The following is a 24,451-nucleotide window of genomic DNA, read 5'->3' on the forward strand; positions in this document are numbered from 1 at the left end:
TCATGGAGTACGGCCGAAGTTCACTCGTTCGCACGCGAACCGTTCCCATGCATCGGGCGCTCCTCGGTGCGGTGGTGGTCGGGGCGCTGTTCGCTCTCGTCGTGACGTTGGTCGTGCTCGAGTGGTCACCGCTGCTGCGCTTCGATCAAGCGGTCGTCGACGCAGCGAATTCCGTGGTCGCGGATACGTCATGGCTGTCGACGGTGCTGACCGCGATCACCAATCTGGGCGGGACCGTCGCAGTGTGGGTCGTCATGTCGGCGGCGGTGGTGTGGCTCCTCGTCCGCCGTGAGTACCTGCTCGCTGCGTACGCGGCAGTGACGGGTCTAGGTGCGGCGGCACTGATTTCCGGGGTGAAGGCGCTGGTCGGGCGTGCCCGCCCGGTGGTGGAGTCCCCGGTGTCCGCGGAGACGAGTCTGAGCTTTCCCAGCGGGCACACCATGGGTTCGACAGTCATGTGCGGCGTGCTGCTGGTCGTCTTCCTCCCCGCCATTGCTGCACGTTTGCGCAAACTCGCGGTAGCGGCCGCGGTGGTGTTCGTCGTGACGATCGCGGCCACCCGTGTGGGGCTCGGAGTGCACTTCCCCTCCGACGTGCTCGCCGGATTCCTGCTCGGGACCTTGTGGCTGATGATCACCACCACCGTGTTCAGCCGGTGGGCCGCTCGAACCTCTCCTGACGTCCCAGCTTGCGCAGCCGCATCCACTCACGCAGGCCGGCGGGGTCGCGTCGGGTGATCAGGAAGTACCAGCCGAAGCGCACCCACTCCTGTGGGAGCAGCTTGCGCATTCCCGGCTGCGACAGCAGATAGCCGCGATTGCGGTAGGTGAAGAAGCGCTTCGTCTCGTTGTCCGGGTACTGCGTGTGCATCCGGCCACCGAGGATCGGTTTGAACTCCTCGGCCCCGTTGGGGTGCACGTACGCAGTCTGCAGGCACGTCCCGAACCTCAGGCCCGAGCGCACCAGACGGCGATGCACCTCCACCTCGTCACCGCGCACGAACAGCCGCAGATCCGGCACACCGACAGCGTCGATGGTCGCCGCCGAGAACAGTGCGCCGTTGAACAGTGAGGCGATGCCGGGCAGCAGGTCCCCGCCGTCCTCGTCACTGCCACCGAGTTCGGACCGCAGCCGCCGCCATTCGACACCGCGACGCAGCGGGAACGCCAAGCGATCGGGATCGTCGATGTCGCACACCACCGGCGACACCTCGGACAAACCGTGGCGCTGGGCGCAGGCGAGCAGAGTTTCGAGCACGTCCGGACCCTCGGGGCGGCCGTCGTCGTCGGCGAGCCATACCCAGTCCGCGCCCAGCGACAGCGCGTACAACATGCCCAGTGCGAATCCGCCCGCGCCGCCCAGATTGTGCTCTGACCCCAGGTACGAGGTGGGCACTGCCGCAGATTCGACGAGGTCACGCACGGCCGGCTCGTTGGCGTTGTCGACGACCACGAGGTGGTCGAGGGGCCGTGACTGCGATTCCAGCACCTTCAGCGACTCGGCCAGAAGCTCGCGTCGCTTGTGGGTGACCACGACGCCGACGATGCGACCGTCCGTCGTTGCCCCCTCGGTCACTGTGCGGCCTTCTCGTCGCGTTCCATCTCCTCGATGGTGCGGCGAACGTGATCCGCGGCGTCGTCACCTTCGTAGGCACGGACGACGTCTTCGATCTCACCGTGCTGACGGATCTGGCCGTGATCGATCCACATCGCGGTGTCACACAGTTGTGCGAGGAACTCGTTGGAGTGGCTGGCGAACACCAGGATGCCGGAGCGCTCCACGAGCGCCTGCAACCGGACCCGGGCCTTCTTCATGAACTCGGCGTCGACAGCCCCGATGCCCTCGTCCAGCAGCAGTATTTCCGGGTCGATGCTGGTGACGACGCCCATCGCCACGCGCACGCGCATACCGGTCGAGTAGGTGCGCAGCGGCATGTCGAGGTAATCGCCCAGCTCGGTGAACTCTGCGATCTCGTCCATCTTGGCCAGCATCTGCTTGCGGGTCTGGCCGAGGAACAGACCCCGGATGATGATGTTCTCGTAGCCGGAGATCTCCGGGTCCATGCCCACACCGAGGTCGAACACCGGTGCCACGCGGCCGCGGATGCGGGCGCTGCCGCGGGAGGGTTCGTAGATGCCGGACAGCAGGCGCAGGAGCGTCGACTTGCCGGCACCGTTGTGCCCGACGAGCCCGATGCGGTCGCCTTCTTTCAGGGACAGGGTGATGTCTTTGAGCGCCTCGACGACCACGACGTCCGAGTCGTTGCGGCCGATCGAGCCGCCGGCCTTGCCGAGGAATGCCTTCTTCAGTGAGCGCGATTTCGCGTCGAAGATGGGGAAGTCGACGCACGCGTTGTGCGTCTCGATGCCGACATGTTTCGTCATGTGCTGCTACCTCTAAACCCAGTAGGGCACGCGGGCCCGATATTTGCGGAGCGCCAGCAGTGCCACGGCCCAGCCGACAACGGTGAAGGCGATCACGATGTACCAGTGGTAGGCCTCTTGGTCCTGACCGATCATGGGCGCCCGGACGATGTCGAGGAAGTGGAACAGCGGGTTGATCTCGGCGAGCTTCACGCGTTCGGCTGCCGCGCCGCCCTGGGCCTCGAGGCTCTGCGTCGTCCACATGATCGGCGTCAGCACGAACAGCAGCAGGGTGAGGCTGCTCAGGATGGGGCCGATGTCGCGGTACCGCGTCGCGAAGACGCCGAACACGATCGACACCCACAGGGCGTTGAGAACCATCAGCCCCAGCGCCGGGATGGCGGCGAGAGACGCCCAGGTCAGCTCCCGCCACACCCCGAATGCCACCATCATGATCACGTAGATCACCAGGTTGTGGGCAAAGAACAACATCTGTCGCCACACCAGCCGATACACGTGCACGCTCAGTGGCGACGGCAGCTGTTTGATCAGCCCCTCGTTGGCGATGAACACCTCGGAGCCCTCGGTGATGCTCGCGTTGATGAGGTTCCAGACGATGAGGCCGACCGTCACGTACGGCAGGAACTCGGTGAGCGGAATGTCCAGCAGAGCCGAATACAGCACACCGATCGCGGAGGCCTGCACGCCTGTGGCGATGGTGATCCAGAACGGGCCGATGACCGAGCGGCGGTAGCGCTGCTTGATGTCCTGCCAGCCCAGACTCAACCACAGTTCCCGGTGAGCAAGGCCGTCCTTGAGGTCCTTGAACGCGCGGCGGAACGTCTGCGAGTCGGACACCGGAGCGGCGTCGCCCGTTGCCTCGGATGCGATTGCGGATGCTGACACGGAGACCGAGCCTACCGCCACCGCCCGCAACGTCTGTCCGGCCTGTCGCTAGAGGTACTGGCCGGTACCGGGGGTGTGCTTCTGGTCTGCCTGCTCGGCCGGTGTGCCGAAGGTCGCTCCTGGCGGGAGTGCGCCCTGGCGCATGTGCTCGAGCTGGTTGCGGGCCGCCATCTGCTGGGCGAACAGGGCGGTCTGAATTCCGTGGAACACGCCCTCGAGCCATCCGACGAGCTGAGCTTGCGCCACTCGCAGTTCGGCATCGGACGGCGTGTGCTCCTCGGTGAACGGGAGGGTGAGGCGCTCGAGTTCTTCCTGGAGCTCGGGAGCCAATCCTTGTTCCAGCTCACGAATGGAGGAGCGGTGAATCTCCTTCATCCGGTTGCGACCGGCATCGTCGAGCGGCGCCGCGCGCACCTCTTCGAGAAGCTGTTTGATCATCGTGCCTATCCGCATCACCTTTGCAGGTTGTTCGACCAGATCGGCCACGTCCGATGCGTCGTCGTTCACCTTCTCCACGACTTCGTCGTCGCTGTCCCGGTTCGCCATGACTCCATCTTGTCTGTTCTGTCGCAGTTGTGCTGACCTCGGTGCCGCAATCGGCATCTGGCTTAGACCGTATCGGCTCAGCGTCCTAGAGTGTCCGTCATGGCTTACGACGTTGCCCGTGTACGGGGACTGATCCCGTCGCTCGGCGACGGTTGGATCCATTTGGACCCGCAAGCCGGAATGCAGATCCCGGATGCTGTGTCACGCACCGTGTCCACCGCGTTCCGTGCGTCTGCATCGTCGTCGACCGGCCGACATGTTTCGAACCGGCGCAGTGCTGCGGTGCTCGACGCCGCGCGCGTCGCCGTCGCCGATCTGGTGGGCGGAGACCCTGCCGGAGTGGTGCTCGGTTCCGACCGTGCGGTCCTGCTCGCCTGGTTGGCCGAGTCGCTCAGCACGCGGCTGGGACTGGGGACCGGACTGGTGCTGTCCCGGTTGGACGAAGAGGCGAACGTGGCCCCCTGGCTGCGGGTGGCGGGCCGCTACGGCGCACAGGTCAAGTGGGCGGAAGTCGAGATCGAGACGTGCGAACTGCCTGCGTGGCAGTTCAACGAGCTGATCACCGGTACCACACGACTCGTCGCGCTGACGGCGGCATCCTCGATCGCGGGATCGGCCCCGGATGTTCGGGTGGCGGCTGATCGGGTGCACGAGGTCGGCGGTCTCATCGTTGTCGACGCCAACGGTGCAGCCCCGTACGCGCACGTGAACTTGGAGGAGTTGGGTGCGGACGTCATCGCCCTCGACGCGACCTCGTGGGGCGGCCCGCAGGTGGGTGCCCTGGTCTTCCGCGACCCGACGTTGCTGGACCGGATTCCGGCGGTGTCGTTGAACCCGTACGCCCGCGGCGCGGAGCGGCTCGAGGTGGGTGCGCACCAGTTCGCCCTGCTGGCCGGTCTCACCACCTCCATCGACTTCCTCGCAGGCCTCGACGAATCCGCGAACGGCACGCGCCGCGAGAAGCTCGAGGCATCGATCAGCTCGTTGCAGAATTACCAGGACGCGCTGTTCGACCGGCTCATGGCACACCTGCAGCGACTGCCGCAGGTGATGGTGATCGGTCGTTCACCGAGCCGTGTCCCCACGGTCAGTTTCACTGTCGAAGGCGCGTCGGCCGACAAGGTGTCGTCGCATCTGGCCGACAAGCGCATCGCCACCGTCAGCGGGACGCACGGTGGATCGCGGTTGCTCGACGCATTGGGTGTGAACGACGAGGGTGGTGCCGTGACGGTCGGCTTGGCGCCCTACACGACGCGGTACGAGATCGACCAGTTGGCGGCCGAGCTCGCGTCGCTGGGCTGACCTGCCCTCGGTCACCGGGGAATCGTCAGGACCACTTTGCCGACCGTGTCGGCAGAATCGAGCAGGGCGTGACCGCGTGCAGCTTCGGTGATCGGCAATTCAGCGTGCACGACCGGCGCGACGGCACCTTCCGCGATCAGCGGCCACAACCGGGCCCGGACGTCCTCGACGATGGCGGCTTTGCCGGAGTTGCCGGTGGTCGGCCTGCTGCGCAGACCGGCGGCGCTCACGCGGGCACGTTTGCCGACCATCTTGCCGAGATTCAGTTCGCCGACGAGTCCGCCCTGCATACCGATCACGACGAGCTGCCCGTCGTCGGCCAGAGCATCGATATTGCGATCGAGGTAGGTGGCGCCCATGTTGTCCAGGATGATGTCGGCGCCGTGGCCGTCCGTGGCCTTCCGGAGTTCGTCGACGAAGTCGGAGTTCCGGTAGTCGATCGTGATGTCGGCGCCGAGTTCACGGCAGTGGGCCAGTTTGTTCTGGTGGCCGGCGGTGACGGCCACCCGCGCACCGAACGCCTTGCCCACCTGGATGGCGTGGGTGCCGATACCGCCGCCGCCGCCGTGGACGAGCAGAACCTGCCCCTGACGCAGCCCCGCACCCATCACGACGGTCGACCAGACCGTGCACGCGACCTCGGGAAGCGCCGCCGCTGCCAGCAGGTCCACACCATCGGGGAGGGGAAGCAGTTGGGTGGCGGGTACCAGCACCTTCTGCGCGTAACCGCCACCGGAGAGCAAAGCGCACACCTGATCGCCCACTGTCCAATCGGTGACATCCTCGGCAACCTCGGACACGACCCCGGAACATTCGAGACCGAGAACCTCGCTCGCGCCGGGAGGCGGCGGATACAGGCCGCGCCGTTGCAGCAGGTCGGCACGGTTGATCGCCGTCGCTGCGACATCGACGATGACGTGACCCGGTTCCAGTTGTGGATCGGGGTGTTCGGTCCAGGTCAGGTCGGCCGTGTCCGAAGACGCAATCGCGATGGCATACATGACGTCGACGTTATCGAACGTTCACGCGCAGCCGTCGACTCTGTGAGGTGGCTGTCTCGCAGACCGGGGGCCCTCGGCGTCCTAGGATGATATGTGTGACAACAGAACGAACGGACACGATCGCGGAGCCGAACTGGCTCACTCCCGCGGAACAGCGTGCGTGGCGGGGGTACATGGATGGCAACCAACGACTGATGGAGGTGCTGAACCGAGATCTGCAGTTGCACCACGACTTGTCGCTGGCGGACTATCGCATCCTCGTTCTCCTGTCGGAGTCTTCCGATGGTGCGCTGCGAATGAGTGATCTGGCGGACGGTGTGCTGTCGTCACGCAGTCGGCTGACGCATCAGATCCGGCGCATGGAGGACGAAGGCATGGTCGTCCGTGATACCTGCCTCGAGGACGGTCGAGGGGTCCTCGCTGTGATCACCGACGAAGGCCGCCGCCGTCTCGCGGTCGCCGCACCCACGCATGTCGACGGAGTGCGCCGAAACCTGGTGGATCTGCTCACCAAGAACCAGTTGAAGGTGCTGGCCGAGGTGTTCGAACGCGTGGACAAGGCCATAGGTAGCAGCTGACCGGTTGTGGTCGGCAGGTCGTCTACCGATAGGATCGCCCACGGAAGCGTGGCAGAGCGGCCGAATGCACTCGCCTTGAAAGCGAGCGTGGCGTAAAACCCACCGGGGGTTCAAATCCCTCCGCTTCCGCCACTAGCTCTCCACCTGTTTACGCAGGTGGGGAGCTTTTTCTGCTCGATCGAGCCTCCGCTGACACCGATGTTGGTTACGTTTTGGCAACAATGATTACCGATTCGGCGTGTCGCCATGTGTCTTCACTAGCGTTTTGCCTCGCACCTTCACGGAAGTGAGAAGCGCATGAGGAAACTCGCCGCACTACCGTTCGCAATTCTGGTCGGGTGTCTCGTGGCCTGTGGGTCCACCCTGCAGGCAGAGACGATCTCGACACCGCCGACGCAGGCCCCGGTGAACACCGCGCAGCTCGTCCTCGAACCGGCCTCGCAGTCGTTCGGGTCCGTCATGGCGTCGGACGGATTCACCGCAGATCAGATCAGTGTGGTGGACACATACCGTCAGGGAGCCTGCGCCAGGCTTACCGAGAATCCGGGCATGAGCGAGCGGTGGACTCTCGATACGGTGATATCCGAGGTCCAGGACAGCTACGACATCAGGCTGACCGGTCGTTCCGCGAATGCGATCGTGTCGAGCTGTCGCTAGGCGCCATCTCAGTGGTTACCGACGAGTCATAAAGTTGTGCGCGAAAGGTTGACCGCGCGGCGTCTGTGCTGTGCAATTGCGGTTCACATCGTTCGGGGAAGAGGATCTGTATGCGTCGTCGTGTAATCGCTGCTGCCGGGATGGTGTTGTCGCTTTCCCTCATGGGGGTGGCCACGGCGAACGCCGAGCCTGCACCTGCCGACAGTGAGAGCACCGCGACCGCGCAGATTCAGCGGATCGACGAGTTGACGCCCACCCGTAGCGCCGTCTTCATCGATTCCCCGTCCATGCAGAAGGTCGTTCAGGTTCAGGTGCTGCACCCCGAACACGACGGTTCACGGCCCTCGCTGTACCTGCTCGACGGTGTCGGCGCGGGGGAGGAGTCCAATTACCAGGAAAGCACGTGGACGCTCAAGACCGACATCGTCGACTTCTTCAAGGGTAAGAACGTCAACGTCGTGCTCCCCATTGGCGGTACCGGTTCGTACTACACCGATTGGCAGCGCCCTGACCCCGTCCTCGGGATCAACCAGTGGGAAACGTTCCTCACCGAAGAACTTCCGCCGATCGTCAACTCGGAGTTCGGTGGCAACGGCACCAACGCCGTGGGTGGGGTGTCCATGGGCGCCATGGGTGCCGGCAACCTGATCACCCGTCATCCCGAGATGTACGAGGGTCTTGCCGCGTTCAGTGGATGTCTCGACAACTCGTCGCCGAGCTCGCGTCACTCCGTCAGTGGGACGGTGGCGTTCAAGGGTGGCGACGTGGCAAACATGTGGGGCCCGGTGTCGGATCCCGCATGGAACGAGCACAACCCGGCGTTGCACGCCGAGCAGTTGCGGGGCAAGCACATCTACGTGTCTTCGGGCAACGGGCTGCCCGGTCCGTACGAGCGCGGCGCTGGCGGGGACCTGTTGTCCACCGTTGCGGTGGGAGGCCCGCTCGAGGCGGCCGCCTACGTGTGCACACAGTCCTTCGAGCAGCGGTTGAACGAACTCGATATCCCCGCCACGTTCTCGTACCACCCCTGGGGCACGCATTCCTGGCCGTACTGGGAAGACGAGTTGCACGCCGCGTGGCCGACGCTGAAGGACTCGCTGGGGCTCTAGGTCGCCCGGCTCACACCTGCCGCGGCGCGTGTCTCTTCGGCGGCGGCGAAGGCCAGGAACGTGTCGTTCTCGTGCGGGTCGCCGACGGTGACCCGCACTCCGTCCTCGCCGTACGGGCGCACCAGCACACCGGCCTCGGCGCTGGCCATGCCGAACTCTGCCGAACGATCCCCGAGCGGTAGATAGACGAAGTTGGCGGCGCTCTGCGGAACGTTGTATCCGGCGGCGATCAGGGCCTCGCGCATCCGTTCGCGTTCGGCGACCACGCCGTCGGTCCGGTGCAACAGTTCGTCGCGTGCCTCGAGGGAGGCGATGGCCGCGGTCTGGGCGAGTGCGCTGACGCTGAACGGAACGTGCACTTTGCCGAGTGCCGCGATGATCGCCGGGTCGGCGACGGCGTAACCCACCCGGATGCCGGCGAGACCGTACGCCTTCGAGAACGTGCGCAGAACGACCACATTGGGACGGCCCTCCAGCAGCGCGATGCCGTCCACATCGGAGCGGTTGTATTCGAAGTACGCCTCGTCGAGCGCCACCACCACCCGATCCGGTACGGCGTCGAGGAAACGTTCGAGTTCGTCGCGAACCAGCGAACGGCCGGTGGGGTTGTTCGGGTTGCACACGAACACCAGGCGGGTGCGGTCGGTGATCGCAGCCGCCATCGCGTCCAGATCGTGCCCGTGGTCGGCGGTCAACGGAACCTGCACGGGGACGGCCCCGGCGACGCGGGTGACCACCGGATACGCCTCGAACGAGCGCCAGGCGAACACGACCTCGTCGCCGTCGTGGCAGGTGGCCTGCACGAGTTCCTGGCACAAGCTCACCGATCCGCAGCCCGTCGCGATGTGCTCGCGGGGAACACCCAGGTGTTGCGCCAACGCGTCGATCAGCGCTGTCGATCCGTTGTCCGGGTAACGGTTTGCCGTGCTGACGGCGGCAGCGATCGCATCCTGCACTCCCGGCAGCGGGGACGGTGTGGTCTCGTTGCTGGCCAGCTTGATCGCGCCGGGAAAGCTCTTTCCGGGAACGTATGCCGGGATCGAATCGAGGTCTGCGCGGGTCCGAGTGGTCACCGTCCGATTATGCGCTCTATGGATGTGCTGCAGGCGGGGTGGGATGCGCACGGGAAGGGGATGCACCCGCGGCCCGTCCATGCAAAGGTGGTGATATGTCGGGAATCTTCGAAGACAGTGCGCCGTTGCGTGCGGTCGGCGAAGCGTCGGAGGACGCTCCGGACCGAGTGCCACTCACGGTGATCGAACCGGAAGGACCGGCGCGCGGCGGCATCGTGGTGTTGCACGAGAGCCGGGATTTCACCGAGCGCTTCCTGGAGTTGATGCAGTCGTTGGCGCTCGAAGGTTGGGTGGCGGTAGCGCCGCACCTGTTCCACCGCGAGCCCGCGCACAGCACGGCCGAGGTGTTCGGCGATCATTTGTTCTCCGATTTCGACGCCACCTACGACTGGTTGGTGGGGCGCGGTGTGTACGGGGACTGCATCGGGGTTCTCGGGTTCGACGACGCCGGAACCGCGGCCTTCCTCGTCGCCACGACCCGGCGACTGGGGGCGGCGGTGAGCGTCGCTGCGCCGGGAATCGTCGAACCCCTCGCGAACGACGCCACCGCGCTGTTGCTCGCCGCGCCGGCGCTGCAGGTGCCGTGGCTGGGGTTGTACGGCGACGACGATCCGTCGATCCCACCGTCGCACGTGGATCAGCTGCGGGAGGCTGCCGGCAAAGCGCAGGTTGCTGCGCTCGTCGTGAGTTACTCGGGTCTGGCGCACCGTGCGGACGAACCGCCGCAGGTGCCCGGCGACGACGGCGACGAGGCTCTTGCGGAGGCGATCCTCGATGCGCAGCGCCGAATCTTCGACTGGTTCGACAGCAACCTTCGTTAACGTCCTGACCACACGTTTTGCCATTGGGGTGAAAAGGTGTGTAATCTTTCGCCTCGGCGGTCCGAAGGGATCGGAACCACCCCAGGGAGGCGTGCCAGAGCGGCCGAATGGGACTCACTGCTAATGAGTTGTCCCTTTTGCGAGGGACCGGAGGTTCAAATCCTCTCGCCTCCGCCACACCGGTGATAGTTGCCGGTGACAATTGAAGACTCGCGCCCGTAGCTCAACGGATAGAGCACTTGACTACGGATCAAGAGGTTAGGGGTTCGAATCCCTTCGGGCGCACAGTAGAAACCCCAGGTAGAAGATCATCTACCTGGGGTTTCCCATTTCTTCGCGAAGGTAGTCTACAAGTTACCTTGCCGACCTGTTGTCGACAAGGTAACTTGTGGTTGCGCGTACAGAGCCCGTGGTCGCCGAAAGCGCATATAAGCACGGCGTCGAGCATGACGACACGATCCACGCCTTCGACAACGCGGTGACCGCCTACGATCTCGGCGACGGTCTCATCATGCTCGTTGGGCCGGCTCGCGACGCCACCATGCTGGAACTCGGCTACGTGACGAGCGTCGACGCGCACGTCATCGTTCATGCCATGAAGGCCCGACCCAAATTCCTGAGGTGATACCAAATGCCACGCAGCACCAAAGACATCCTTGCTCACGCCGACGAACTTGCGAAGCGATTCGAGGACTACGAACCACGCGAAGAAGATCGCCGGAACCCATCCGCACTCGCCGCACTACGCACCGCCGTCGCCGCTCGGGCGGAGGCCGAGCGAAAAGTGCTCGACGGTGTCGTACTCGCCCGTGAGCGGGGCGTGCCGTGGTCCACGATCGGCGGCGAGGTGGGCACTTCAGGCGAAGCGGCGCGCCAAAAGTACGGTCCGCTGCTCGCTTCGTAGATGAGCGGGTCACGCCGCAGCTCTTCGCTGATTCAGTGAGCAACACCTGGCGGGAGGAGATCGGCATGCCCGAAGTGGCAAGCAGCCTTCAGTACACGGGCTAGGCCGATCACCTTCGGTGCAGTAGGTGGGCCGGATACGATGACGGCATCCTTACGGGGCCTGCGAGTAGATGGGATCGGTATGAGCGCAGTCGTGAACTCCCTGTCCGAAGACGAATTCGTACTTGTCCGGGAAACGAAGAAGTCTCAGTTGGAGGGTTTGTCCGAGGACGATCTGATCGACCTGCATACTCGTGCTCGTCGTGCCCGCAACAAGTATGTCAAGCTCTATCGGCGGGCAGGCGCGGAGAAGGTCGGCGCGAAGAAGTCTCGGGCTACCGGGAAGTCGGCGAACAAACGTAATGCTGCGAAGGCCGAGGTCTTCGAGAAGGCGCTGGCCCGCGTCAGCAGTCGGCTTGCCGCGGAGGCGCGTAGGTCGGCCGCTGCTTTGAAGGACGAGCGGCTCGCTCGCGCCCGGAAGGGTTCTCCGTCATTCTCCGGCGACGGTCAGGGCGCGGGCAAAGTCAGTTCGAAGGGGAAGGCCCGGGTCGACGCGACCCGCGACTCGTCCGGGCGCAAGAAATACGAGGCGTCGACCATCGCGGCAGGAGCGCGTCGCCAGGCGAAGAAGGACAAGTCCGGAACTGCGTGAGCTGGCCGCCGCGGGTCACCAGAAGACGCTCATGGGTGACGGTCGATGGATGTTTCTCCACGTCACCGCGGTGGCATCGGCCACCAGCGGCCACAGTCGCGCGAACCGTCCGCGGATCTTCTCCTCTGGAACTCGATGGCCGCCCTTGTAGGAATGAGCCTGCACTGCCGGGCCGTCGGATCTTCGCGCTCTCATCTGCATTGACGATGACGCTGTTCGGCAAGAGCGGCGTGAGGCGCTGTTCGATCAATGTCGATTTACCGGCTCCGTTGGGCCCGACAACGAGATCGAGGCGCCTCGAAGCGCGATCTGGGTGCCGTCGGGCAGATGCTTGACGGCGCTACACCTCGATGAGGGCTTCCAGTGCGTCCAGTACACGGGCGAGGCCGAATTCCCAGGCCGCCTGCGGACTGTACGACGTGTTCATGGCTTCACCTGCGGCAGCGCCGACTCGCTGCGCGAGGGGGAAGTCCTCGCCCAGATAGGAGGCGAGGCGTGGTTGCCAGGCCGACCAGACCTCGGCCATGTCGGCCGCATGAGGGTCGGGCCGACGTGCCTGCGCCGACGAGCGGGTGAAGTCGGCGACAAATGTCAGTGCCGCGTCCCGGTCGATATCGGTCAGATCGGTGTGGTCGAACGCGTGCAGGTCGTGGTCGTATTTTGCGATCGTGCCGGGCCCCATTGCGGTGCGTTGGTCGGTGACGTCCAGCAGCCATGCGTGCGCGCCGTAGAGGGCGAGATCCGCCTCCGCGATCTGGCGCACGCGCTCGCGCCAATCCTCGCTGGCATACGGTCTGCGCTCGTGACCACTGCGTGCTGCGTCGACCATGAGCGCCAGCAGGTCGTCGCGCGAGCCCACGTGGGTGTACAGCGCCATGCCTGAAATGCCGAGTTCGGCGGCCAGTCTGCGCACCGTCAGTGCGTCGAGTCCCTCGTTGTCGGCCAGGGTGATTGCCGCTTCCACAGCCTGCATGGTGGTCACCTTCGCTCGGGGGCCGCGGGCGCGCGCCCGCGGGGCATCGGGGTGGTCGCGCCACAGCAAATCGATCAGCTCACGGGACATGTGGGTTCCTCTTTGTAGCGAGAAATGCGACTTCCACGTTATACTCTATACGTTGTACAAGGTTAGCTACTCTTGGAGGTCGCCATCAAGATCACCGGTACCGCCCTGTCTCTGAATGTTCCCGACACAGACGGCTCTGCCGAGTTCGCCAAAACGCACTTCGGCTTCACCGAGGTGATGTCCGACGACGGATTCGTCTCGCTCGCCCATCCCGACACAGGACTCAACGTCGTCTTCCTGCGCACCGGCCTCGCGACCTTCAAGCCGGCGTCCATCGCCGGGGCCGCCGGCCAAGGGATGCTGATCGCTTTCGTCGTCGAAGACCTCGACGCCGAATTCGCTCGCATCTCGGCAGCGGGAGCCACGGTGATCACCGAGCCCGAAACCGAGCCGTGGGGAGAGCGCTTCTGTCAGTTCGCCGACCCCAACGGACTCGTTTGGCAACTCGTGCAGTGGGTCTGAGTTCACGATTGGTAGAACGGCCCGGCTCCGAGAGTTCGGAGCCGGGCCGCATCTATACGCCGTTCTCTACGTCGTCGCTCTGCTCGGCCGCCGGATTGCGATCCAGCATCGAGTAGAGGACGTAGAAGATCACGCCACCGAGGATGGCGCCACCGATCGACGCCCACCAATTGCCGGTGCTCCCGGTGACGGCGAAGCCGACTCCGACCACGATCGCCGGCGGTAACCCGTACCTGACGGTGTCCTTCACATTTCCCCCTACATCGTCGTGACCGCTCTACCGTAGCGCCCCGGTTCCGGGCGGCGCACTACACGTTCACGTCGAACCACAGGTCCATGTCGCAGGCGGCCTGGCCGCCGCGGATTCCCCAGTTCTCGAGTTCGATCTCCCGAAGCACGATCGTGATGTGGTCCTTCGGGATGCCGAGCGCGGCAAGCCGATCCACAATTGCGGCGTACAGATTCCGCTTCGCGTCGACCGATCGTCCGGCCATGCAGTCGATCGACACCAGGGTGTAGTACTCGGGCTGCGCCAATCCAGGTGAGGTGGTGCACCGGTGCGGTTGGTGAGCGACGAGCCGAATGTGCTTGTCTTCCGGTGGAATACGGAAGGCACTCACCAGTGCATCGTGCACCGCATCGATGATCGCAACCTCTTCCGCCTCGGTGTAGCGACGACGGACCTCCACAAGTGAACTCGGCATGGTCAATTGTTGCATTGTCGGGCAACCGATTATCGGAAGTGTTATGCGGCCATCGTCGGTGCCAGTACCTCCATCTGCTCGATGATGAGTTTGACGGCGGCGGGCTGTTTGTCCGGTGGGTAGTCGTGTTTCCTGAGGAGCCGTTTGATCTGTGAGCGCAGGCGCGCTTTGACGTCTTCGCGGACGGTCCAGTCGGTGCGGACGTCGCGGCGCATCACCGCGACGAGGTCGCGGGCAATGTCGGCGAGCTTGCCGTCGCCCTGTTCCTCGACAGCGGATTCGTTTTGGGACACGGCGTCGTAGAAGGCGAGTTCGTCGTCGGACAGCGGGGGAGAGAAGTTCTTGCCGCGATCGGATTCGGCCACCACTTCCTGCGCCACCTCCACCAGTGCCGCGATGACCTCGGCGGAGGTGAGCTGGCTGTTGGTGTATCTCACCATCAGGTCCTGGAGCTTCTCGGAGAATGCACGCTGACGGATCACGTTGTGCTTGACGGCCTTGCGGGATTCTTCGTCGATGAGACGCCGCAGGGCCTCGATCGCGAGGTTGGGGTTCTTCGCCTTCTTGGTCTTGTCGATGAAGTCGACGTTGATGTCGCGAAGTTCCGGACGCGGCATCCCGGCGGCGTCGTAGATGTCGAGCACCTCACCGGATTCGACGGAGGCGGCCATCAGCTGGCGCAGGGCCCGCTTGATGTCTTCGGGAACTGCTTCGCCGCGGGCCTGTCGGTCCTCGGCATCCCACTTCGCCATGTACACACGAACTTCTTCGAAGAACCTGGCTGCCCGAGCATATTCACGCAGTTCCTCGCGGTTTCCGCAGATCGCCCAGGTACGGGAAAGCTGTGAGGCGAACTTGCGGAAGCGGTCGGCAAGGGTCTCTTCGCCCTCGCCGACCTGGTTCTCCGGGAGGCGTGGATCGCGCAGATAGTTGATCGTGGCCTGCGCCGCTCGGAAATATGCGTCCGGGCCTGAAGACTTCAGCTCGGCTCGCCAATCGAATCCGTGCAGCAGATTCTCGATCAGGGTGATCAGGTCTTTGGCGGTGTCGACGGCGGCGTCGATGTCGCGGCCGAGCGGTTTGGATGCCTGATCGGATTCGGTGTACTCGGCGAGTGCTTCGGCGAGATTGTCGACGATCGGTGCATAGGCGACCAGCAGGCCGTCCTGTTTGCTGCGGAACGTGCGGTTGACGCGGGCGAGTGCCTGCATCAGCAGCGCACCCTTGAGGGGGCGATCGAGGTACATGGTGTGCAGCGGCGGAGAGTCGTACCCGGTGAGCATCATGTCTTTGACGATGACGATCTCCAGCTCGTCGTCGATGTTCTTGAGCCGCTTCTTGATGGTGGCGTTGGCCGAATCGCGGCGCACGTGCGCGCTGACCGGGGGCGTATCCGATGCGGTGCCTGAGTAGACCACCTTGATGCGTCCGGCGGCGAGGTCGTCGGAGTGCCATTCGGGCCGCAGCTTCACGATCTCGGTGTAGAGGTTGGCGCAGATCTCACGGGTGGCGCCCACGATCATCGCCTTGCCGGACGCGGTGGGGTTGTTTTCGGAGGAGACGAAGGCGCTCATGGCTTTCCGGCGGTTCTCCCAGTGTTCGACGATGTCCTCGGCCAGTTTCCGCAGGCGGGCCGGTGCACCGTACACGGCGTTGACCACCGCGACGCTCTTCTCGATACGGTCGCGGTCGGTGTCGTCGAGACCTTCGGTGGCCGCGTCGGCTGCGGCATCGAGTTCTTCCTGGGTGACGTCGGGTGTGAACGACACCTCGACGAGCCGGCTCTCGAAGTGCACCGGCACGGTGGCGCCGTCCTCGACGGCGCGGGTGAGGTCGTAGATGTCGATGTAGTCGCCGAACACGGCGCGGGTGTCGCGCTCGTCTGTGGAGATCGGGGTTCCCGTGAACGCGATGAGTGTCGCGTTGGGGAGCGCGTCGCGGAGGTGGCGAGCGTATCCGTCGAGGTTGTCGTAATGGCTGCGGTGGGCCTCGTCGACGACCACGATGATGTTGCGACGCGCCGACAGCAACGGATGACTTTCGCCGGAGTCCTTCTCTTCCTTGGTTTTTCCGAACTTCTGCAGTGTGGTGAAGTAGATGCCGCCGGTGGTGCGTCCCGACAGCTCTTGCCGCAGCTCCTCGCGTTTGCGGATTTGCTGGGGTTGTTCGGGCAGGAGTTGCGATCGTGCGAAGGTCTCGTACAGCTGGCCGTCGAGTTCGGTGCGGTCGGTGACGACCACGATCGTCGGGTTCGCCAGGCGCGGGTGCCGGATCACCTGGTTGGCGTACAGCTCCATTTCCATGGACTTGCCCGACCCCTGGGTGTGCCAGACGACGCCCGCCTTGCCGTGACTTTCCACCGCATGCACCGTCGACCCCACTGCCTTGGCGACGGCGAAGTACTGGTGCGGCTTGGCGATTCGCTTCACCAGGCCACGTTCGTCCTTGTCGAATGCGGTGAAGCCGCGCAGCAACAACAGGAATCGACCCTGCGTGTAAAGACCGTGCAGGGCGTCGTCCAAGGCGGTGGTTCTGCTCTGGCGGTCGACGGGTTTGCCGTCGTCGTCCACGTTCCACGGTGCGAAGTGGTTGAACGCGGTGAACGGGGTGCCGTAGCGGGCGGTGATGCCGTCCGAGACGAGATCGAACACCGCGAATCGGAAGGCCAGCGGAAATTCCCGCACATACGTTTCGAGCTGGGCGTGGGCCTCCGTGAGGGTCGCGTGGGCGCTGCCGGCGCGTTTGAGTTCGATGATGCTGACGGGCATGCCGTTGAGATACAGCACGATGTCGAAGCGGCGACGGTGATCGCCTTGCACCAATGTCACCTGGTTGACGGCCAGCCAGTCGTTGTCGTCGGCCTCGCCGGAGATCAGGCGGATCGTCGGGGTGATCTCCACCCCCGAATCGTCGACGTAGCTGATCTTCCGCAGGCCGGTGGTGAGGTACTCGTGGATCACTTCGTTTTCGGTGATCGCGTTGGTGGACCCGGCGGTGACGACATGTGTGAGGGCCTCGTCCACCACATGCGGCGGCAGTTCGGGGTTGAGCTTGGCGATCGCCGTCCGCAAGCGGGGGAGGATCACGAGTTCGTCCCAGGAGTCACGCTGGCCGGTTCCGGGGGCGATGGCCGACCCGTTCAGCGGCTGCCAGGCCAGCTCGCCGAGGGTGTCGAGAGCCAGATGCTCCCAGTCGTCCTCGGACAATCCGTGCGAATCGCTCATTCCGTGCACCTTTCCACCATCACAACTTAGAAGCCGGGTGGTGGAGCGATGCGGCGGCTCGCCCAGTTTCTCGCCATTACTCATGAGGACGACGGTATGGCCCCATTCGGACATTTCCATCTGGCGCGCTGATAACCCCGGTTATCGAACGAATCGTTCCATCTGTGTTGGTTAGCGTCCAAGCTTCTTCCCATCGCACCAACCGAACCATTCGATCCAGCTCAGGAGCTTTCCATGATCAGGCACATCATCACCAGCACGGCGGTTCTCGTGGCAATAGGTAGCGGGCTCGGCGCGGGCGTTGCCACCGCGGCGCCGGCCACCTCGTTCGGCGACGGCCAGTACCGCGTCGGCATCGACATCCAACCCGGCATCTACCACACCGGTGATACCGAGAACTGCTACTGGGAGCGGCAGTCCGGCCTCAGCGGGGAGTTCGAGGACATCATCGCCAACGAGTTCTCCAGCGGCCCGCAGACGGTGCAGATCATGCCCGGCGATACGGCGTTCGAATCCAGCCGGTGCGGCACCTGGGTGATGCAGCCGCCGCCTCCCGCCCCGTCCATCTTCGGGTCCTGATTCGCGTCACCTCTCACCACATCACAGACGTAAGGAGTAGTCCCATGACACAGCCCAACGGCGGTTTTCCGCAGCAGCCGGTTCCGCCCATCCAGCAGACGCCGCCCAAGAAGTCGAAAAAGTGGCCATGGATCGTCGGCGGCATCGTCGGCGTGATCGCCATTGCCTCCGTTGCCTCCAACGGCTCGACCGGCGACGAATCCACCGCTGCGGAGGCTCCGGCACCTGCGGCCGAGCAGGGGCAGGCACCGGCTCCGCAGCCGGAAACCGAGCAGCCGGCGATTCCGCCGCTGGCTCCGGCCCCGAGTTCGGGTGAAGGCAAGTCGATTCTGTATGAGGTGATCTCGGATTCGGGATCGCTGAACTCGGTGACCTGGTTCGACGAGAACAGCGCCATTCAGCAGAAGCAGAACGTCTCCGCGCCGTGGTCTCTGACCGTGGAGAACCCGTCGACGTTCGTGATCGCCGGGGTCGGGGCGCAGACCGACGGCACCTCGGTGACCTGTCGCGTGATCGTCGACGGCGAGGTCAAGGACGAGCAGACCGCCACCGGCCAGTACGCCGTCGTCAACTGCAACGCCGGATTCTAGAAGGGAATCATCATGGTAGACCCGTATTCCCCTGACGGAGAGCAATGTCCGCCGACCGACCCCAATCAGTCGGGAAAGGGGTCGAAGACGTGGCCGTGGGTGGCCGCCGCCGTGGCTGTGGTGGTCATTGGTGCCGTCGGGGGAATTGCTGCGGCCGCGATCGCGACCGGCGCGGATACGAGCAGTGGTTCGTCACGTTCGGTAAGCGCGCCGACGACGACCCTGTCCGCGGCGGAGTTCAAAGAGCAGAGCGAGGCGCGCGCGGCAGCGGAAGAGCGGCGGCGGTTGGCTCAGGAGGAAGCGCGTGCGCAGGCCGCCGCAGAGGAAGCGGCACGGCTGGACCCCGCGACGTACGAGCAGATCGGGGATCGGGACTTTGCGCTGCTGATGAAAAATCCCGATGCGGCGGCCGGACGGAAGTTGGTGGTCTACGGGATTGTCACCCAGTTCGATTCCGGTACCGGACCCGATGCTTTCCGGGCGAACACCGCGGCCAATCCGCAGGGGGAGTCGTACAACTACGACCAGAACACCATGGTGACGGGCACACCTGACGTGCTGGCCAACGTGGTCGCGGAAGACTTCGTGAAAATGTACGTCGAGGTTGTCGGCTCGCTCACCTACAACACGACGCTGGGTGGTTCCACCACGGTGCCGAAGTTCCAGGCGAACATCATCGAGGTCACCGGCTGATCGGGTGAACAGAAGCGCGGTGCGTCCGACAAGACTCGGGCGCACCGCGCTTTACGTGCATAGGAATGTGGGATTCAGCTGTCTGTAGGGTGTCGGCCGAGCTGGCGCGGTCGGGTTGCTGTCTGCGGATTCCGGGTCAGGTGTCGGCCGAGCTGGCGCGGTCGGGTTGCTGTCTGCGGATTCCGGGTCAGGTGTCGGAGGGTGTCGCGTCCGCGCTGCGCCATCTCCTCGGGTATCTGTAGCCAAGATCGGTGATTCGCGTCTCTCAGTGCCTCGGCCAGGAGGAGGATTCGTCCTCGATCATGTCCTCTGAGCCGCAGGGCATCTTCGTGTGGATCAGTCAGCGCGCAGGCGAGAATCGACGCGTCGTCGAGGTGTCGACCGCGGTCGCGTGAATCCTCTCTGTAGGCGGCTCCTTTGAGTACAATTGCACCGAGAGCATCCGGGATGCTGAGCAATAGGGCTCCCTCCGGTTCGTCCCATTCGAGCGAGCAGTTCACCGTCTTCCTCAAGGCTGATGTGCCAGCTGGCACGGCGAAGACTGGTCGCCCCGAAACTGTTGGGCGATAGGCAGGTGCAAGGTTGTCCGCGACCATGACGTCAATCTGTTCGCCCTGTCTGGTGAAGCGGTGAACTGGTGCATCCTTCTCAAGCGGTACTTGCAACTGGTAGCCGATGTCCTCGAGTGCATGACGAACAGTCTTGAAAGTGGTTGCGCCCATCTCGATGTGAAGAATCGTGTCGACGTCGATGGTTGGGCGGATTGCGGGTAGGTGAGAGTGCAGTGCGTGTAGCTGCACCATCAGTCCGCCGACCAGGGTCCAGTGGTCAGGCGGAACCGCTCGAGTGAGTTCGGCTACTTACGGCCATGGTGGACCCCACCATCCATAGGGGCGGAGATCCACCATGTCGGACGCCTATTGGGCATCCAACAATTCCTGGAGGACTCGTCGGCCCGCGCTGCGCTCCCGGGTGGATAAGGAATCCATCACGTCCGTGGCTATCGCAGCGAGCGGTGTGTGCCCGTTCCCGAACGCTTCGGTGTGCTGCACGACCCGGACTGTTGCGTTGCCGCCGGGGTCCGTAATCAATCCGAAGGTGTCGACCAGCCACTTCAACTCTGCATCTGTCGCATAGCCGTCGACTCGGTCGCGGGCCGCAGTCAAACGGAAACGCGACGCTAACGTCGGATTGCTGAGCGCGGAACCGCCGGTCGGCAGCACTTGCTCTTCGAGCATGACAATTGCTGATGTGTGGACGCGGAACCGATGGACCCGTGCGCGATGTCGTCCCAAAGTCGCCACGCCGTCGGCGGTCGAGTTCCGTAGTTTGTGGCGCAGTCGCGTGCGCTGCGACGCCGCCAGCCAGCCAGCGCTTCCCCCTGAAAGTAGGGCGAATGCAGCCCAGGCCACTGGTGCGGACCACACGCGGCCCGGTGCCCGAGAAATTTGGGCTGCTCTTTGAACCGACTCCGAATCGAGCAGCAGCGCGCCCCCAACTCGACGCCTCACTGCTATTTCCCCCGACGCGACGATCCGGGCTGTCTGCCGTGCACTCACGCCGAGCAGTGCGCTCGCCTCCGCAGTGGTCATCTCACCCATGCATATATGGTCTCCCTCGAGACTGTATGTGTAAATAAGTACAGTTGAATAAGTTCACGTGGTGGCGAGTGATCGCTGCGTCGACAGGCTTGTCAGTGTGGTGTCGGGGTGAAGTCGGGGCCTTTGTACTCGGAGAGGATGTCGACAAGTTCGTTTGCGGTGGCTTTCATCTGGTCATCGGTGGCGGCCGGTTCGCCCGTAGCGCGGTCGGCGCCCGGGGTCAGGGTGATGGTTGCCTCCCAGCCGCCTATTACGGCTTCGAAGGTCAGACGGATGCTCCGGATTGCCCAAGTCTTGACGATGTGTTCACCCGCGGGGATCGACTGTGCATCGTTGGGTGGGTCTCCGAAACCGGGCGTATCACGGATCAACGATAGTGAGGCGACACTCGCTCCGTTGGCGTCGAAGGTGCAGTGGCCTCCGGCTCCAATTCTGTCGATGTGGTCTGAGTTGGTGACCTTGGCTGTGCCGACAACGGGTTCGGGGAAGTTCCATACGTCCGCCAACAAATGTTCCGGCTGTTTGCACAGTTCGGTGAGGGAGTGATCTGACAGCGGCGCAGGGTCCGCCCCACATCCAGCTAGAACCGTAACGGCCAGAGTGGTGACAACTGCGACGCCAGGCAATCGCGACATCAGCCTGGCCACTAGTACTGGGTGGGGGCATGGTCCGGGCCTTTGAATTCGGCCAGGATCTCCACAAGTTCGGTGGCGGTGGCTTGCATCTGCTCGTCTGTGGTGACGGGTTCTCGGGTGGCGAGATCGTTGCGCACAGTCAGGCTGAGCCATCCGCGCCAGCCACCATTCACGGTTTCGAACTGCAAGGAGACAGGGCCCGAGGCCCAAGCCTCCACAGTGTGCTGGCCGATTCGGATCTTGTCTGCGCTAGGAGGGGCCTCGAGGAACCCTGGGACATCCCTCGATACGGACACCGTGGCGATGCGAGCACCGTCCACTTCGAATCGGCACCCGCCAGAAGAGCCGATCGTGCCGTCATAGTTCTCATCTGTCGTTGGCTGCGGTTTGCCAACGACAGATTCATCGAAGTGCCACACCTCCACTAGAAACTGTTCTGGGCGTTCACACATCTCGGTGAGTGAACGATCGGAGACAGGCGCGGGCTCAGCGCTGCACGCGGCTAAGCCAGGTACTGCCAACAGTGCGATAGCGGCCGCGCGGAGTGATATTCGTGTCATCCGGCGGGCACCTCCCACGACTCTTTGTCGTCGTACTCGTCCGACGTTGCTTTCGGCCATTTATTGCTCGGCATACCATCCTGTGCGAGTACGTTGGTCGAGAGCGTGTTCGCGTTGATCAATTGCTCCCGGATGAATGTCATCGCTATGTCGGCCAAGTCGACGAAGGTGTCGACAATCGCTGCGACCAGGTCGATCGCGTCCGAGATCCCCCACGGTGCTTCGATAACAGTGGCGATTTTTGCGATCGCCGCTGCCATGGACGTGACATAACCACTGACCACCTTGACAACCCCCGTGTAGAAGTCCAGGCCGGCCCGGGCCATCTCCTCGAGGTTCGTGATGACGTCCTCGCACAGGATTGCGGCCGATGTGGCTGCCGCCATCTGCGCGGACGCCGCGCTGTCGTAGCGGTCGAAGGCGAAGCCTTCCCAGTAGCCGTTGAGAGTTTGCTTGCCCGCGTCGTTGTTGGCCTCGATGACGGAGGCTTTGATCTTGCCCCATTCCGCAGCGTCGTCAATGAACTTGAAGGGGATTACCGAGTCTTCGAGAGCTTCAGTCAAATGCGTGCTCAGCGTGTCGATTCCGGCGAGGATCTCGGCACGCTTGGTCTCGGCGTATTCGGCGGTCAGTACTACGCCAATGCTGAGTGGGCCTGCTATCCAACTGGTGGCTTTCAGAGCGGTGATCAGGATGTCGAAGGCATCGGTGACCTCGGCAGAACTCTTGTCGACGTCCCCGCTCAGGTTGGAGAGCTGGTTGACCTGTTCTTCCAACTGCATCCTGGAATCGTTGGTCATTGTCAGTCCTCGGTTTGTAGCTGGTTGAGGGTGGCCGCGAAGTTCGCATCGGTGGTGTCGTAGGCGTCGGCACACGTGTGGAGTGCTCGTGCCACGTTGTCGAACTCGGTACTGCCTTCGCGCAGCCGGTCTCGTATGTACTGGACGGCACCTTCGTACTCGGACCAGGTGACCTGGAAGAGCCCCATCTCCAAGCGTGTCTTGTCCATGGCCTCCGTCGCAGTTGCTGCGCCATCGAGGCGGTCGGCGCCACTGCTCCAGTTGCCGGCAGCGATGCGCATGTGTTCGACGGAGGCTTTCAGTCCGCCGGGAGGTCCACCCATCAGCTTGCCGCCCTTCTCGTCAGTTCGCCGAGATGATCGGCGTAGCGCTCCTCGACTTCTCTGTCGGAGAGCCCGTCGTATGTGCTTGTGTTCCGAAGGCCGGGACGCGCTTCCCGCAATTGATCTGCGCAGTAAAGGATCTGGTCCGCAATGGCATAACCCGATGCGGTGGCGATCCATTCGGTTGACGCGGTGGCGGACAGGATCGTTCCCCTGTCTGCGGTGAGGGTGACGACGGGGTCGTCCCACCGGTCGAGCACCTCGCTGCGACCGACGTAGGTGCCGCCACTGAAGAACGAATCGACGATCGCCCTGTGCTCGTCCAGCGTCCTGGTGTCGAGCAGCGTGAGAAGTCGGATACGACGGGACGGAAACGAGCTGAGGAGCTCGAATCTGCCGGACTCGAGTGCGTGGCGGTCGTGTTCCCAGAGGGCTGCGACGTAGCCCTGGAAGATGGCGTCGTCCATCTCGTGCGGCGCGACTCTCCGGTCCCACTGGCTGTCCAGGCGGGCGGTGATCGGCAACCGCCCGGCGTCGAGCGTCATCTTTACGACGGAAGGTCCAGCGGTGGGCGCCACCTGGGGGTGCGCGGTCCTCGCCGGTGGATCGTCGTCTTGGAAATTCCCGAACGTCATCTCGGTCATCGAGCGCGTCATCCCCCCGGAAGATCAACTAATGCATACACAGCCGATTCGCCTCGGCCTGCCGCAAAACGGTAGCACGTCACCTGGCCATGCTCACTCGTCGAAGTGCGTAGCCCCACCCATAAAGGAGGTTGCACATATAAGTGAAAAGAATCTACTGTCGGTGTCGACAGCGGAAAGGTGCGAAGCTATGAATGCTGTGATCGACAGCGGTGTCGGGAAGACGACCCTGACGGTGACGTCCGACCAAATGTCTCAGGCCGGGGCATTCGACCCGGCTGACCTTCGTAATGTGCCAGCGGGCCTGGCGGAGATTCTCACCGAAGTGGTGCGGATTGTCGCAGCGGGTGGCACGGTGACGGTCGGGTCGATGCCGGAGGAGTTGACCACAACGTCGGCGGCGGATCTGCTTGGTGTCTCCCGGCCGACGTTGATGAAACTGGTGCGGGAAGATCAGATTGCCGTACACAAGGTCGGTACCCACACTCGGCTGAATACCACCGATGTCTTCGCGTACCGGGATCGGCAGCGGGAGCAGAAGCGGGCAGCGTTGCAGGAGCTGCGTGAATTCGAAGATGCAGAGGGCCTGGACTACTGAGCGTCTGGAAACTCGCCGGGTG

Annotated in this window: 31 protein-coding genes and 3 tRNA genes; 17 read left to right on the forward strand and 17 right to left on the reverse strand. The window is 63.9% G+C overall.

The window, feature by feature from the left end; genetic code table 11:
• Positions 1-2: 2 nt before the first annotated feature.
• Complete coding sequence (locus tag ACZI8Q_RS04355) at positions 3-737, forward strand: phosphatase PAP2 family protein (RefSeq protein WP_463372280.1); 735 nt, start codon at positions 3-5, stop codon at positions 735-737.
• On the opposite strand, the gene glfT1 is transcribed toward ACZI8Q_RS04355, so the two are convergent.
• The 4 genes from glfT1 to ACZI8Q_RS04375 are packed head-to-tail and all read right to left on the reverse strand — an operon-like array spanning position 649 to position 3,815.
• Complete coding sequence (gene glfT1, locus ACZI8Q_RS04360; protein WP_463372281.1) at positions 649-1,575, reverse strand: galactofuranosyltransferase GlfT1; 927 nt, start codon at positions 1,573-1,575, stop codon at positions 649-651. The genes ACZI8Q_RS04355 and glfT1 overlap by 89 nt on opposite strands.
• A complete protein-coding gene (wzt, locus tag ACZI8Q_RS04365; RefSeq protein ID WP_463372282.1) occupies positions 1,572-2,384 on the reverse strand; it encodes a galactan export ABC transporter ATP-binding subunit Wzt/RfbE in 813 nt (270 codons plus the stop codon). The genes glfT1 and wzt overlap by 4 nt, the downstream gene beginning before the upstream one ends.
• 12 nt (positions 2,385-2,396) lie before the next feature.
• On the reverse strand, positions 2,397-3,269 hold the full coding sequence (gene wzm, locus ACZI8Q_RS04370; RefSeq protein WP_463372283.1) for a galactan export ABC transporter permease subunit Wzm/RfbD: 873 nt from the start codon (positions 3,267-3,269) through the stop codon (positions 2,397-2,399).
• A 48-nt stretch (positions 3,270-3,317) separates the two neighbouring features.
• The gene (locus ACZI8Q_RS04375; RefSeq protein WP_463372284.1) at positions 3,318-3,815 is read right to left on the reverse strand and encodes a bacterial proteasome activator family protein; all 498 of its coding nucleotides are present in this window, start codon (positions 3,813-3,815) and stop codon (positions 3,318-3,320) included.
• Positions 3,816-3,914: 99 nt separating this feature from the next.
• Here ACZI8Q_RS04375 and ACZI8Q_RS04380 point away from each other — a divergent pair, with 99 nt between their 5' ends.
• Positions 3,915-5,117: a cysteine desulfurase-like protein gene (locus tag ACZI8Q_RS04380; protein ID WP_463372285.1), complete on the forward strand. Its 1,203-nt coding sequence runs from the start codon at positions 3,915-3,917 to the stop codon at positions 5,115-5,117.
• Positions 5,118-5,128: 11 nt separating this feature from the next.
• Here ACZI8Q_RS04380 and ACZI8Q_RS04385 read toward each other — a convergent pair whose 3' ends face one another.
• A complete protein-coding gene (locus ACZI8Q_RS04385) occupies positions 5,129-6,118 on the reverse strand; it encodes an NAD(P)H-quinone oxidoreductase (protein WP_463372286.1) in 990 nt (329 codons plus the stop codon).
• An 86-nt stretch (positions 6,119-6,204) separates the two neighbouring features.
• On the opposite strand from ACZI8Q_RS04385, the gene ACZI8Q_RS04390 reads away from it, so the two are divergent.
• From ACZI8Q_RS04390 to ACZI8Q_RS04405, 4 genes are all read left to right on the forward strand, one after another.
• Complete coding sequence (locus tag ACZI8Q_RS04390) at positions 6,205-6,696, forward strand: MarR family winged helix-turn-helix transcriptional regulator (protein WP_463372287.1); 492 nt, start codon at positions 6,205-6,207, stop codon at positions 6,694-6,696.
• A gap of 42 nt (positions 6,697-6,738) precedes the next feature.
• Positions 6,739-6,828, forward strand: a tRNA-Ser gene (locus ACZI8Q_RS04395).
• Between the two features lie 165 nt (positions 6,829-6,993).
• Complete coding sequence (locus tag ACZI8Q_RS04400; protein WP_463372288.1) at positions 6,994-7,353, forward strand: hypothetical protein; 360 nt, start codon at positions 6,994-6,996, stop codon at positions 7,351-7,353.
• Positions 7,354-7,463: 110 nt separating this feature from the next.
• Entirely contained in the window at positions 7,464-8,462 is a 999-nt protein-coding gene (locus ACZI8Q_RS04405) for an alpha/beta hydrolase (protein ID WP_463372289.1), read from the forward strand.
• On the opposite strand, the gene hisC is transcribed toward ACZI8Q_RS04405, so the two are convergent.
• Positions 8,459-9,535 (reverse strand): histidinol-phosphate transaminase, encoded by a 1,077-nt coding sequence (gene hisC, locus ACZI8Q_RS04410; protein ID WP_463372290.1) that lies wholly within the window; start codon positions 9,533-9,535, stop codon positions 8,459-8,461. The genes ACZI8Q_RS04405 and hisC overlap by 4 nt on opposite strands.
• 95 nt (positions 9,536-9,630) lie before the next feature.
• On the opposite strand from hisC, the gene ACZI8Q_RS04415 reads away from it, so the two are divergent.
• From ACZI8Q_RS04415 to ACZI8Q_RS04440, 6 genes are all read left to right on the forward strand, one after another.
• A complete protein-coding gene (locus ACZI8Q_RS04415; RefSeq protein ID WP_463372291.1) occupies positions 9,631-10,356 on the forward strand; it encodes a dienelactone hydrolase family protein in 726 nt (241 codons plus the stop codon).
• An 85-nt stretch (positions 10,357-10,441) separates the two neighbouring features.
• Positions 10,442-10,533, forward strand: a tRNA-Ser gene (locus ACZI8Q_RS04420).
• A 35-nt stretch (positions 10,534-10,568) separates the two neighbouring features.
• A tRNA-Arg gene (locus tag ACZI8Q_RS04425) sits at positions 10,569-10,641 on the forward strand.
• A gap of 103 nt (positions 10,642-10,744) precedes the next feature.
• Positions 10,745-10,981, forward strand: coding sequence for a hypothetical protein (locus tag ACZI8Q_RS04430; RefSeq protein WP_463372292.1), 237 nt, complete (start codon positions 10,745-10,747; stop codon positions 10,979-10,981).
• Between the two features lie 6 nt (positions 10,982-10,987).
• Positions 10,988-11,260 carry a hypothetical protein gene (locus tag ACZI8Q_RS04435; RefSeq protein ID WP_463372293.1) on the forward strand — a complete coding sequence of 91 codons (273 nt, stop codon included), beginning with the start codon at positions 10,988-10,990 and terminating at the stop codon, positions 11,258-11,260.
• A gap of 183 nt (positions 11,261-11,443) precedes the next feature.
• Complete coding sequence (locus ACZI8Q_RS04440) at positions 11,444-11,953, forward strand: hypothetical protein (protein ID WP_463372294.1); 510 nt, start codon at positions 11,444-11,446, stop codon at positions 11,951-11,953.
• A 15-nt stretch (positions 11,954-11,968) separates the two neighbouring features.
• On the opposite strand, the gene ACZI8Q_RS04445 is transcribed toward ACZI8Q_RS04440, so the two are convergent.
• The gene (locus ACZI8Q_RS04445; RefSeq protein ID WP_463372482.1) at positions 11,969-12,148 is read right to left on the reverse strand and encodes a hypothetical protein; all 180 of its coding nucleotides are present in this window, start codon (positions 12,146-12,148) and stop codon (positions 11,969-11,971) included.
• Between the two features lie 145 nt (positions 12,149-12,293).
• On the reverse strand, positions 12,294-13,016 hold the full coding sequence (locus ACZI8Q_RS04450; protein WP_463372295.1) for a TetR/AcrR family transcriptional regulator: 723 nt from the start codon (positions 13,014-13,016) through the stop codon (positions 12,294-12,296).
• A gap of 84 nt (positions 13,017-13,100) precedes the next feature.
• Here ACZI8Q_RS04450 and ACZI8Q_RS04455 point away from each other — a divergent pair, with 84 nt between their 5' ends.
• The gene (locus ACZI8Q_RS04455; protein ID WP_463372471.1) at positions 13,101-13,478 is read left to right on the forward strand and encodes a VOC family protein; all 378 of its coding nucleotides are present in this window, start codon (positions 13,101-13,103) and stop codon (positions 13,476-13,478) included.
• A 52-nt stretch (positions 13,479-13,530) separates the two neighbouring features.
• On the opposite strand, the gene ACZI8Q_RS04460 is transcribed toward ACZI8Q_RS04455, so the two are convergent.
• Genes ACZI8Q_RS04460 through ACZI8Q_RS04470 form a run of 3 tightly spaced genes read right to left on the reverse strand, consistent with a single transcriptional unit; the run spans position 13,531 to position 17,406 of the window.
• Complete coding sequence (locus ACZI8Q_RS04460) at positions 13,531-13,728, reverse strand: hypothetical protein (RefSeq protein ID WP_463372296.1); 198 nt, start codon at positions 13,726-13,728, stop codon at positions 13,531-13,533.
• Positions 13,729-13,786: 58 nt separating this feature from the next.
• Positions 13,787-14,182, reverse strand: a complete 396-nt coding sequence (locus ACZI8Q_RS04465) for a tautomerase family protein (protein WP_463372297.1) — start codon at positions 14,180-14,182, stop codon at positions 13,787-13,789.
• 41 nt (positions 14,183-14,223) lie between these two features.
• Entirely contained in the window at positions 14,224-17,406 is a 3,183-nt protein-coding gene (locus tag ACZI8Q_RS04470) for a type I restriction endonuclease subunit R (protein WP_463372298.1), read from the reverse strand.
• A 234-nt stretch (positions 17,407-17,640) separates the two neighbouring features.
• Here ACZI8Q_RS04470 and ACZI8Q_RS04475 point away from each other — a divergent pair, with 234 nt between their 5' ends.
• Genes ACZI8Q_RS04475 through ACZI8Q_RS04485 form a run of 3 tightly spaced genes read left to right on the forward strand, consistent with a single transcriptional unit; the run spans position 17,641 to position 19,268 of the window.
• A complete protein-coding gene (locus ACZI8Q_RS04475; protein WP_463372299.1) occupies positions 17,641-17,985 on the forward strand; it encodes a hypothetical protein in 345 nt (114 codons plus the stop codon).
• Positions 17,986-18,029: 44 nt separating this feature from the next.
• Positions 18,030-18,575, forward strand: a complete 546-nt coding sequence (locus tag ACZI8Q_RS04480) for an MmpS family transport accessory protein (protein ID WP_463372300.1) — start codon at positions 18,030-18,032, stop codon at positions 18,573-18,575.
• Positions 18,576-18,587: 12 nt separating this feature from the next.
• The gene (locus tag ACZI8Q_RS04485; protein ID WP_463372301.1) at positions 18,588-19,268 is read left to right on the forward strand and encodes a DUF2510 domain-containing protein; all 681 of its coding nucleotides are present in this window, start codon (positions 18,588-18,590) and stop codon (positions 19,266-19,268) included.
• Between the two features lie 917 nt (positions 19,269-20,185).
• On the opposite strand, the gene ACZI8Q_RS04490 is transcribed toward ACZI8Q_RS04485, so the two are convergent.
• The 6 genes from ACZI8Q_RS04490 to ACZI8Q_RS04515 all read right to left on the reverse strand — a co-directional run bounded on the left by ACZI8Q_RS04490 (position 20,186) and on the right by ACZI8Q_RS04515 (position 23,831).
• Entirely contained in the window at positions 20,186-20,869 is a 684-nt protein-coding gene (locus ACZI8Q_RS04490) for a MerR family transcriptional regulator (protein ID WP_463372302.1), read from the reverse strand.
• Between the two features lie 92 nt (positions 20,870-20,961).
• Positions 20,962-21,375, reverse strand: a complete 414-nt coding sequence (locus tag ACZI8Q_RS04495; RefSeq protein ID WP_463372303.1) for a hypothetical protein — start codon at positions 21,373-21,375, stop codon at positions 20,962-20,964.
• A gap of 140 nt (positions 21,376-21,515) precedes the next feature.
• Positions 21,516-21,800, reverse strand: a complete 285-nt coding sequence (locus ACZI8Q_RS04500; protein ID WP_463372304.1) for a hypothetical protein — start codon at positions 21,798-21,800, stop codon at positions 21,516-21,518.
• Between the two features lie 260 nt (positions 21,801-22,060).
• Positions 22,061-22,864, reverse strand: coding sequence for a hypothetical protein (locus ACZI8Q_RS04505; protein WP_463372305.1), 804 nt, complete (start codon positions 22,862-22,864; stop codon positions 22,061-22,063).
• A 2-nt stretch (positions 22,865-22,866) separates the two neighbouring features.
• Entirely contained in the window at positions 22,867-23,187 is a 321-nt protein-coding gene (locus ACZI8Q_RS04510; RefSeq protein ID WP_463372306.1) for a hypothetical protein, read from the reverse strand.
• Entirely contained in the window at positions 23,187-23,831 is a 645-nt protein-coding gene (locus ACZI8Q_RS04515) for a hypothetical protein (RefSeq protein ID WP_463372307.1), read from the reverse strand. Before ACZI8Q_RS04515 ends, ACZI8Q_RS04510 begins: the two co-directional genes overlap by 1 nt.
• A gap of 190 nt (positions 23,832-24,021) precedes the next feature.
• Between ACZI8Q_RS04515 and ACZI8Q_RS04520 the strand changes: the two genes are divergently transcribed.
• Positions 24,022-24,429, forward strand: coding sequence for a helix-turn-helix domain-containing protein (locus tag ACZI8Q_RS04520; protein ID WP_463372308.1), 408 nt, complete (start codon positions 24,022-24,024; stop codon positions 24,427-24,429).
• The last annotated feature ends 22 nt before the right edge of the window (positions 24,430-24,451 follow it).

The organism is Rhodococcus quanlei, from assembly GCF_055231015.1.

Coding starts and splice junctions, on each gene's coding strand:
- ACZI8Q_RS04355 (WP_463372280.1), top strand. CDS start 3: ATGGAGTACGGCCGAAGTTCACTCGTTCGCACGCGAACCGTTCCCATG.
- wzt (WP_463372282.1), bottom strand. CDS start 2,384: ATGACGAAACATGTCGGCATCGAGACGCACAACGCGTGCGTCGACTTC.
- ACZI8Q_RS04375 (WP_463372284.1), bottom strand. CDS start 3,815: ATGGCGAACCGGGACAGCGACGACGAAGTCGTGGAGAAGGTGAACGAC.
- ACZI8Q_RS04380 (WP_463372285.1), top strand. CDS start 3,915: ATGGCTTACGACGTTGCCCGTGTACGGGGACTGATCCCGTCGCTCGGC.
- ACZI8Q_RS04385 (WP_463372286.1), bottom strand. CDS start 6,118: ATGTATGCCATCGCGATTGCGTCTTCGGACACGGCCGACCTGACCTGG.
- ACZI8Q_RS04390 (WP_463372287.1), top strand. CDS start 6,205: ATGATATGTGTGACAACAGAACGAACGGACACGATCGCGGAGCCGAAC.
- ACZI8Q_RS04400 (WP_463372288.1), top strand. CDS start 6,994: ATGAGGAAACTCGCCGCACTACCGTTCGCAATTCTGGTCGGGTGTCTC.
- ACZI8Q_RS04405 (WP_463372289.1), top strand. CDS start 7,464: ATGCGTCGTCGTGTAATCGCTGCTGCCGGGATGGTGTTGTCGCTTTCC.
- ACZI8Q_RS04415 (WP_463372291.1), top strand. CDS start 9,631: ATGTCGGGAATCTTCGAAGACAGTGCGCCGTTGCGTGCGGTCGGCGAA.
- ACZI8Q_RS04435 (WP_463372293.1), top strand. CDS start 10,988: ATGCCACGCAGCACCAAAGACATCCTTGCTCACGCCGACGAACTTGCG.
- ACZI8Q_RS04440 (WP_463372294.1), top strand. CDS start 11,444: ATGAGCGCAGTCGTGAACTCCCTGTCCGAAGACGAATTCGTACTTGTC.
- ACZI8Q_RS04445 (WP_463372482.1), bottom strand. CDS start 12,148: ATGAGAGCGCGAAGATCCGACGGCCCGGCAGTGCAGGCTCATTCCTAC.
- ACZI8Q_RS04450 (WP_463372295.1), bottom strand. CDS start 13,016: ATGTCCCGTGAGCTGATCGATTTGCTGTGGCGCGACCACCCCGATGCC.
- ACZI8Q_RS04465 (WP_463372297.1), bottom strand. CDS start 14,182: ATGCCGAGTTCACTTGTGGAGGTCCGTCGTCGCTACACCGAGGCGGAA.
- ACZI8Q_RS04470 (WP_463372298.1), bottom strand. CDS start 17,406: ATGAGCGATTCGCACGGATTGTCCGAGGACGACTGGGAGCATCTGGCT.
- ACZI8Q_RS04475 (WP_463372299.1), top strand. CDS start 17,641: ATGATCAGGCACATCATCACCAGCACGGCGGTTCTCGTGGCAATAGGT.
- ACZI8Q_RS04480 (WP_463372300.1), top strand. CDS start 18,030: ATGACACAGCCCAACGGCGGTTTTCCGCAGCAGCCGGTTCCGCCCATC.
- ACZI8Q_RS04485 (WP_463372301.1), top strand. CDS start 18,588: ATGGTAGACCCGTATTCCCCTGACGGAGAGCAATGTCCGCCGACCGAC.
- ACZI8Q_RS04490 (WP_463372302.1), bottom strand. CDS start 20,869: ATGGGTGAGATGACCACTGCGGAGGCGAGCGCACTGCTCGGCGTGAGT.
- ACZI8Q_RS04505 (WP_463372305.1), bottom strand. CDS start 22,864: ATGACCAACGATTCCAGGATGCAGTTGGAAGAACAGGTCAACCAGCTC.
- ACZI8Q_RS04510 (WP_463372306.1), bottom strand. CDS start 23,187: ATGGGTGGACCTCCCGGCGGACTGAAAGCCTCCGTCGAACACATGCGC.
- ACZI8Q_RS04515 (WP_463372307.1), bottom strand. CDS start 23,831: ATGACCGAGATGACGTTCGGGAATTTCCAAGACGACGATCCACCGGCG.
- ACZI8Q_RS04520 (WP_463372308.1), top strand. CDS start 24,022: ATGAATGCTGTGATCGACAGCGGTGTCGGGAAGACGACCCTGACGGTG.